The following is an 8,660-nucleotide window of genomic DNA, read 5'->3' as shown; positions in this document are numbered from 1 at the left end:
AAAAATTTAAAATTATTACAGAAAAATATCGTAATCATAGAAAACGATTTAGTTTAAGATTTAATTTAATTGCTTCAATTTATAATTTGCAATTATTAAAATAGATAGCATAGAAGATGTATTTAAAATTAAATAATTTAAATAAAAAAGTCATTTTTCGTTGTAGGAAAATATTAAATTTTTAAATAAAAGAATAGGTTATGCAAGAAGTCTATTAAAAATTTCGAGTCTTGTTTGATATGGTGGATGATAAAAACAATTATTGTCAGATAAATGACATTAAAAAGTTTCTTATTTAAAAATACGGGTTATTAATTATTTTAAGTTTAGATTATATTTAGGTTTTTATTTTTTATGATAGAATAATAAAGTATTATTTATAGAGAAATAAAATGTGAAAAAGAGGAGAAAAAATGAGGGACGAAATTAAAAAAGAAGAAAAAGTAGATAATTCCGATAGTTATAGCAATGAGGATAGTTTTGTAAATATTTATAAGTATGCGTTAAAAAAAGGAAATAGTCCATTTTATAAAACCTTTTTAATGGGTTTAGCCGCTGGTTTATTTATTGGATTTGGTTATATTGCTGCAATTACGGCAACAAAGGGAAATTGAGATAATATCCCAATTGGTTTAAAAAGTTTAGTATTTGGTCTTGTCTTTACTGTTGCAATTACAATAATTGTTTTTCTTGGGGGAGAAATGTTTACATCAAATTCTTTAGCATTAATTGTTGTTTTTAAAAAACAATTAAATGTTGGAAGATTTGTTAGTAATTTATTTATTGTTTTAAGTGGTAATTTCCTAGGTTTTTTAGTGATGGCTGGTTTAACAGCGTGAGGTGGTTTTTTAAATCATATGCCTGGTTCTGAAACTGATTTTTATAATAATGCGGTAATCTTAATTAATGGAAAATTAGAACACAAATGATGAGAAAACTTTGGGAGTGCCATTTTATGTAACTTTTTAGTTTCTGGTTCGATTTATGCTGCACATACAACTAAATCAGCCGTTGCTAAATTCTTTGTTGTAAATTTAATTATTATGGCTTTTGCAATTTCTGGATTTTCGCATGTAGTTGCTAATTCATATTTATGATTTTTACAACCATTTTTAAAAATTTTTGGAACAAGTGGTGGTTGAGCAGATTTTGGAAAATTTTCTTACAATGTTCAATTACCAACTTTAATTGGAAATTTCTTAAGTGGAGGAATTTTCTTACCATTTTTATATTATTTTATTTATCGAAAAGATGTAAAAGAAAAATTAACACTTTAATTGCTTTTGAAAAAAAGAAATGTTGTTACTTTAATAACATTTCTTTTTTAATTATTTTATTGTTTCAATGATATTATTAATTGGAAGATATTGATAATGGAGGGGAAAATGAGTAAAAATATTTATACAGTTAGTGAAATTAATTATTATTTAAAAACAATAATTGAACAAGAACCAAATTTAATTAATATTTCTCTACAAGGAGAAATTTCTAATATTACAAATCACTCTTCAGGACATGTTTATTTTACAATCAAAGATGATAAAGCCCAAATTCGGGCAATTATGTTTGCGTTTAATGCAAAAAACTTACAATTTAAATTAAAAGAAGGTTTAAAAATTATTGCAACAGGTTCTATTAAAGTATATGAGCCGCAAGGAACATATAGTTTACAAGTAGTTACTTTATCTTTACAAGGTGTTGGTACTTTGTTTTTAAAATATGAAGCCTTAAAACAAGAATTAAGTAAAAAAGGTTGGTTTGATCAATCTTTAAAAAAACCAATTCCACGTTTTCCAAATAATATTGGTGTAATAACAGCTCCAACTGGTGCTGCCATTCGTGATATTATTACTACAATTCATCGCCGTTTTCCCCAAGCAAACATTTATTTATTTCCAAGTTTAGTGCAAGGAAGTGACGCAAAACATGATATTCGAGCAAAAATTAAGGCAGCACAAGCATTTACTCCGCAGTTTGATACATTAATTGTTGGTCGTGGTGGGGGCAGTATTGAAGATTTATGAGCTTTTAATGAACTTGAAGTTGTTGAAGCAATTTATCAAACAACTATCCCAGTTATTTCAGCTGTTGGTCATGAAATTGATTTTACTTTAGCTGATTTTGTTAGTGATTTACGAGCACCGACACCAACGGCGGCGGCTGAATTAGCAACACCTGATCAGAAAGAATTAGTTAATTATTTGCAACAACAACGCCGTCATTTAATTAATCTTATTAAAGACAAAGTTGATAAGATGCAAGATAAACTAAGCGAATTAAAAAATAGTTATGTTTTAACAAAACCCCAAGCATTATATACACAATCTGAGCATTCTTATCAATTATTTTTAAAGCAGTTTAATGTTTTACAAGAAACATTCTTTATAGCAAATAAAAATATGATTCAAAATTATTATCAAAAATTAGTAAGAACAATTCAACAACAAATTTTAACAATTGAACATAATAAAAATAATTTAATAAGTAAATTAGACTTATTAAGTCCTTTAAAAACATTAACTCGTGGTTATAGTATTACTTACAATGAAAATAAAAATGTGATATCAGCAACTAATGATGTTCAGAATAATGATATAATAATGACACGTGTACAAGATGGAATTATTCAATCAATTGTACAAGCAATTAATAAGGATGGTGAAAAAAATGACAAATAATAAATCATTTGAACAAATTTTAGAACAATTAAAGCAAATTGTTAATGATTTAGAAAATAATCAATTGCCATTAGATCAAGCAATTGATGCTTTTGAAACGGGCATTAAATTAACAAAATTAGCGGAAACTAAATTACAAGATATTAAAGATAAAGTCACTAAAATTGTTAAGGATAATAACCCAACTGATTTTAAAGTTGATGAAGAATAATTTATTATGGCAGGGCAAATTTTTGAACGTAGTGGCTGAGTTAAAAAAAATAATATTAAAATTTGAAAAAAATTGCATGAGTTAAAATTAAGTCGGGTAATTTTAAAAGATTTTAAAACTTTTGATGAAAAAGATATTTTAATTAAAAATTTTGTTTATTTATTACGATTAAATAATTTAGATGAGCAAGAATATTTTGATAGTATTATTTTAATTAAAGTAGTTTTAATTTATTATCATATGCAATATATTCGTCATACCGGTGTAAAAAGTGAACAAGAACAAATTTTAAAAGTAATTAAGGAATTAAAAAGCAAAATTTTTGTTAATTACCTCGATGATAATTATGAGGAAATAATTTTTGCCAATAATGACATTACAAATTCAAAAATTAAGATGTATTATAATTTTAATTTACTTTATAATTTTATTGCTAATATTTTTTATCAACCTTTTGTTAACCTTCCAAATCATGAATTATATTTTAATTATGGTTATTATCTTGTTTTTTTAATTAATTTAACAGTAATGAGAAAGTTATTAAAGGATAGTAGTAATGTTGAAATTTATAAAATAAAATTAGATGTAACAGCTTACTGTCATTATTTGATTGGAAAAATTACACCATTATATTTCAATAATTTTGTTCAACAGATTAATTATTTTTTACAAAAGTATTAAGTGGGGTTAAAAGATGAAATTACAAGATTATCAGCATCATACTGATTTAAAAAATTTAAAAACAAAAGCTTTAATTGAATTAGCAGCGGATGTTCGTCGTCTTATTATTGAAACAGTTACCAAAAATGGGGGACATTTAGCTAGTAATTTAGGGGCAGTTGAATTAACAATTAGTTTATTAAAAACTTTTGACATTGACAATAATGATTTGATTATTTTTGATACTGGTCATCAAACTTATGCTTATAAAATTTTAACTGATCGTAAAGCACATTTTTCAACGATTCGCTTACCTGATGGCTTAGCGGCTTTTCAACATATTAACGAAAGTAAATATGATCATCTCTCTAATGGCCATGTGGGAACTGGTTTATCTACAGCAATTGCTTATAGTTATAATCAAAAATATAATAATATTATTTGTGTGATCGGGGATGCAGCATTTACTAATGGCTTGACTTTAGAAGCTTTAACTTATTTGGGAACAATTTCCAATAAAATTATTGTTATTTTAAATGATAATGGAATGAGTATTTCTAAAAATGTTAATATTTTACATACAATAGTTAGTAAAGTTCGAACTGGATGACTATATCGTAGTGCTAGTAAAGTTGCAAAAGTTTTATGTTATATTCCCCCATTAACATTATTATGATTAGGCCACCTATTAGTTGAAAAAATTATTCGTAGTTTTGCAATTCCAGGGTTATTTGCTGGTTTTAATTTAGATTATATTGGGACAGTGGATGGCCATAATTTTCGTAAATTAGCAAAAAGTCTTCGTCAAGCAAAAAAACGAAATGCAAGTGTTGTTCTGCACCTTAAAACAAAAAAAGGTTATGGTTATGGGTTAACCCAAGCAGAACAAGAAAAATATCATTCTTATAGTTTAACTGATAATAAACATAATGAATGAAGTTATTATGTTGCAAAAACATTGGAAAAAGTATTTCAAACAGCATCAGAAAAATTTTATTTTATTTCTGCTGCAATGCAAGCTTCAGTTCATTTAGAAGAATTTATGCTTCAAAATCCGCAATATTGTTTGGATGTTGGTTTAGCAGAGGAACACGCTGTGACCTTGGCTGCTGGTTTTGCTTTAGATCATCAAAAAGTAATTGTGAATATGTATGCTAGTTTTTTACAACGAACTTATGATCAAGTTTTACATGATGTTGTTCGTAATCATTTGCCAGTTGTTTTTTTAATTGACCGAGCTAGTTTAGCACTTGCAGATGGGGATAGTCACCATGGAATTTATGATATTGGGTTTTTAAATAGTATGGGTGATTTACCAATTATTAGTCAACCAGCAACTAGTGGTGAGTTTGATCAGTTATTAAAGTTAGCTTTAATTAATAAAAAAGATCCTTTTTTTATTCGTTATCCAAAAGGGGGAATTACGCAGCAAGTTTTGTCAGTAGCATTCTCAGTTGGACAGTGAGAATATGTTATTAAAAATCCTAAAGCGCGAATTTTATTAATCACATATGGGAATAATGTAATTAAAGCAAAAACAGTTATCACAAAATTAGAAACAAAAAAAATTAATGTTATTAATGCTCGCTTTATTAATCCAGTTGATAGAGAAATGATAAAACAAATTAACATGGAAAAATATCAACAAATTATTATTTTTGAAGAAGTTATCAAAGAAACTGGTTTATATGCGAAGATTATTGATTTATTAATTAATCATAATGCAACAATTTCACATTATGGTTATGAAAATGGTTTAATTAAAAAAGAGATGAATAATCTTGAAGAAATTTTAAGAAACTTAATTAATTAAGAAATATCCTTGTATTATGAAAAAATAAGAGTTAAATTTATAGAGAAGAAAAAGAGAATAATGCTAATGGAATATGTTAAAGTAAAATTAGATAAAAAAGCAAAATTAGAGCAATATTTAGAAAAATATCAAGTTGATGGGATTTTATTTCATTCAACCGTTAACCGTTTTTGATTATCTGAATTTGCTTCTTCCGAAGGTTATTTGTTATTCACAAAAACTGAATCAATCTTGTATTTAGATGGACAATATATTACTGCTGGTAAGAAGGAAACAAAAAATGTTACAAATGTTATTGAAATGACAACCAATCATCCTGGTGGCTTTTTTGGAATGTTGCAAAGTGATTTGGTTAAAAACAACGTCAAAACTTTAGCTTTTGAAAGTGATTACTTAACATATTTGACTTATCAAAATTTAACAACAAATTTATCATCCGTTACTTTAAAACCAGTTGATTTCTCAGAATTACGAGCAATTAAAACAAATTCTGAGATTGAAGCTTTAAAGCAAGCATGTGCAATTGGTGATATTGCAATTAATAATGTTATTAACAAAATTAAAGTTGGAATGATAGAACGCCAAGTTGAACAAATTATTATTAATAGTTTTGTTGAAGCTGGTGCTGATAAACCTAGTTTTGATACAATTGTTGCTTCTGGATGACGAGGAGCATTGCCACATGGACGTGCAACTGATAAAAAAATTGCGAATAATGAATTAATTACAATTGATTTTGGTTGTATTTATAATGGTTATTGTTCTGATACAACACGAACAATTGGGTTAGGAACACCATCATCTAAAATGTTAGAAATTTATGATGTTGTTTATGAAGCACAAAGTTTAGGAATTCATGCAATTAAACCGGGCGTTACAACAGCAATGATTGATAAAATTTGTCGTGATTATATCATAAGTAAAGGTTATGGCGAATATTTTACACATTCAACAGGGCATGGGGTTGGGATTGAAATCCATGAATTTCCTCGCGTATCACCATTTTGCGATGTCTTATTAGAACCGGGAATGGTTATTACTGTTGAGCCAGGAATTTATATTCCTGATTTAGGTGGTGTTCGCATTGAAGATGATATTTTAGTCACCGAAAATGGATTTCATCTTTTAACAGAAGCAAAACGTGAATTAATTTTAATTTAAGCTAATGAAAACAAAATTAACAAAAACACAAATTTTTATTCTTATCTTTTTTATTTTCATGCTTTTGTTTCTATTCTTATCATTGTTGCTAATTATTATTGCCGGTAAAGAAATTTATTATATTCTTTCGAATAATCATCAATTAGGATTGGTTGATACTAGTGGTTTTGGTGTTGAGAAAGGCGTTCAAAATTTTTCATATGTGTTTTTTATCATACAATATAGTTTTAATTTTATTTTTACAATGCAAATTAAAAATGCTGCTGGCGAAGTTTTTGCTGCAAATGTTATTCTTTTATATCAAATTGGTTATTTTTTCTTAGTAGTAATGATTCCAGTTTGTGTTTTAGGTTTTTTTATTAGTATTTTAGTGTTTTTATTAAAACAAAAAATACCAACATTAAAATCAGAAAGTTCATCAGGTAATAATGATGGGCAACTCTTAGATGATTTAAAAATAAATATGAATCAAATTCAAGAATATTTAATTAAATTGCATAAAGATGTTAAGACATTAAAAAAAATTACTGGAATAATTACGCCAAAACCAGTTGCTTCAACTTTGACTCAAATGAACGATAATCCAGTTGATTATCAAAGTCAAGATTTAGACCTTATTCAAGCAAAGCAAACATCACGGCATCAAAATTCAAACATTATTAATCAAGATGAATTAGAACAAATAACTAGTGGTATTGAACGCCCAAAGAGTTTAGTTAATCCGACAGAGTATATTATGCCAAAACGTGATGAAAATTTTGTTAATAATTTTTCAACGCAACATTTTTTGTCAACAGAAATGTTATCTGAATCAAAAAATGAAAAGAAACTTTCATTAAGTGCAATTTTTGATCGAAAAAAAATTCAAACTGAATTAGAACAAGATAAAATTGAAGATGAAGAACAAAATAATGAAGAAATTAATACTTTTTCGCTAAAATTTGATTACCCAACAATAATAGAAAATCAAACATTTCGTGAGAAGGTTGGTTTTAATCTAAATAATTATGATTATACCGATAATGAACAAAATAATTCCCTTGAAATAAAATCTATTTATCAAGTTGGTGATCGAATTATAGATAATAGAATTGAATATGAAATTATATTAGTTGTTCCTCATCAGCAAAATGATACTATAATTTATGAATTAACTTTAAAATCAACAGTAGATGGAACAATTAAATCTCTTATGAGAAAATAATTTTTATTAGGGAGTGTGCCCATTAAATAGGACAAAATTTTATTTATTTAATTATACCCTAGTTGTATTATAAAATTCAATATATTTTTTAATAATAATTATGTTTTTTATTTTATTTTGCGTATTATAATTGTTATAGAAGGTTTCACACTTTAATCTAGCATGGAAACTTTCTTGCACAGCATTATCAGCTGGAGTAGTTATTGCTGAGTAACTTATTTTAAATTTATATTTTCTACAGAATTCAATGTATTCTGTAGCAGTATAAATTGAGTCTTGATCTGAATGAATTATTAATTTCTTCAGATCTTTTTTATTTGAAACTGTTGCTATTGTTTTTAATAAAGTTTTTATTAATACTGAAGTTATCATTCTGAAGTTATCATTGAATCTAAGATTGTATAAGCAATTACTTTTCTTGTTGCTAAATCAATGAATGAAATTAAATTGGATTTTTCAGTATGATTATTTTTAATGACAGTTACATCAGTCCTTAATACTTGATTTTGTTTCAATTGGTTAAATTTACGTTTTAGTAAATTCTTTTTGTTTGTTTGACTTAATGATTTTTTAATATGATGGGGACGATTTTTTCAGTAGAAAGGGATAATTCTATGTTCCTTAAAGATTCGTTGAAGACGTTTTTTATTAATAACGAGATTGAATTTCTTAAATAGATAAATTTTTCATCTTCTTATTCCATAGAAATTAAGAAATTTGTTATTGAGTTTTTCATTTTGAATAAGGGTAATAATTCCTTCATCGGCTTTTATTAATGAAGTTTTTGATTGTAAATAACGATAATAATTTGACCGTGTCTTCACATAAATAGAGTAATTGAAAAGTATTTTGTATGTTCATTAGTAATTTTTATTATTTTCTTAATTATTTTAACACTAGTAATTTCAATTCCATGATTAATTGCTCGTCGTC

The 8,660-nt window shown here is 26.2% G+C and carries 9 protein-coding genes and 1 pseudogene; 8 read left to right on the top strand and 2 right to left on the bottom strand.

Annotation, left to right across the window (positions count from 1 at the left end; genetic code table 4):
• From EHU54_RS03025 to EHU54_RS02990, 8 genes and pseudogenes are all read left to right on the top strand, one after another.
• Window positions 1-104: pseudogene (locus EHU54_RS03025) on the top strand (IS5/IS1182 family transposase); the annotation flags it as partial.
• Window positions 105-413: 309 nt separating this feature from the next.
• Window positions 414-1,277 (top strand): formate/nitrite transporter family protein, encoded by an 864-nt coding sequence (locus EHU54_RS03020; RefSeq protein ID WP_400248865.1) that lies wholly within the window; start codon window positions 414-416, stop codon window positions 1,275-1,277.
• Between the two features lie 108 nt (window positions 1,278-1,385).
• Complete coding sequence (gene xseA / locus EHU54_RS03015; RefSeq protein WP_400248864.1) at window positions 1,386-2,678, top strand: exodeoxyribonuclease VII large subunit; 1,293 nt, start codon at window positions 1,386-1,388, stop codon at window positions 2,676-2,678.
• Complete coding sequence (xseB, locus tag EHU54_RS03010) at window positions 2,668-2,889, top strand: exodeoxyribonuclease VII small subunit (RefSeq protein ID WP_126821057.1); 222 nt, start codon at window positions 2,668-2,670, stop codon at window positions 2,887-2,889. The genes xseA and xseB overlap by 11 nt, the downstream gene beginning before the upstream one ends.
• Window positions 2,890-2,895: 6 nt before the next feature.
• Complete coding sequence (locus tag EHU54_RS03005; protein ID WP_400248863.1) at window positions 2,896-3,570, top strand: hypothetical protein; 675 nt, start codon at window positions 2,896-2,898, stop codon at window positions 3,568-3,570.
• 13 nt (window positions 3,571-3,583) lie between these two features.
• The gene (locus tag EHU54_RS03000) at window positions 3,584-5,362 is read left to right on the top strand and encodes a 1-deoxy-D-xylulose-5-phosphate synthase (RefSeq protein ID WP_400248862.1); all 1,779 of its coding nucleotides are present in this window, start codon (window positions 3,584-3,586) and stop codon (window positions 5,360-5,362) included.
• Window positions 5,363-5,428: 66 nt separating this feature from the next.
• Window positions 5,429-6,523 carry an aminopeptidase P family protein gene (locus EHU54_RS02995; RefSeq protein WP_400248861.1) on the top strand — a complete coding sequence of 365 codons (1,095 nt, stop codon included), beginning with the start codon at window positions 5,429-5,431 and terminating at the stop codon, window positions 6,521-6,523.
• 58 nt (window positions 6,524-6,581) lie between these two features.
• Window positions 6,582-7,727, top strand: a complete 1,146-nt coding sequence (locus EHU54_RS02990) for a hypothetical protein (protein WP_400248860.1) — start codon at window positions 6,582-6,584, stop codon at window positions 7,725-7,727.
• Window positions 7,728-7,778: 51 nt separating this feature from the next.
• On the opposite strand, the gene EHU54_RS02985 is transcribed toward EHU54_RS02990, so the two are convergent.
• Window positions 7,779-8,099, bottom strand: coding sequence for a hypothetical protein (locus tag EHU54_RS02985; RefSeq protein ID WP_400248858.1), 321 nt, complete (start codon window positions 8,097-8,099; stop codon window positions 7,779-7,781).
• Complete coding sequence (locus EHU54_RS02980) at window positions 8,093-8,551, bottom strand: hypothetical protein (protein ID WP_400248857.1); 459 nt, start codon at window positions 8,549-8,551, stop codon at window positions 8,093-8,095. The genes EHU54_RS02985 and EHU54_RS02980 overlap by 7 nt, the downstream gene beginning before the upstream one ends.
• Window positions 8,552-8,660 lie beyond the last annotated feature (109 nt).

It is taken from the genome of Spiroplasma sp. ald, assembly GCF_044714355.1.
Classification (GTDB): domain Bacteria; phylum Bacillota_I; class Bacilli_A; order Mycoplasmatales; family Mycoplasmataceae; genus Spiroplasma; species Spiroplasma phoeniceum.
The sequence above is the reverse complement of the archived record's forward strand: the minus strand, read 5'-3'. Positions and strand labels throughout refer to the sequence as shown.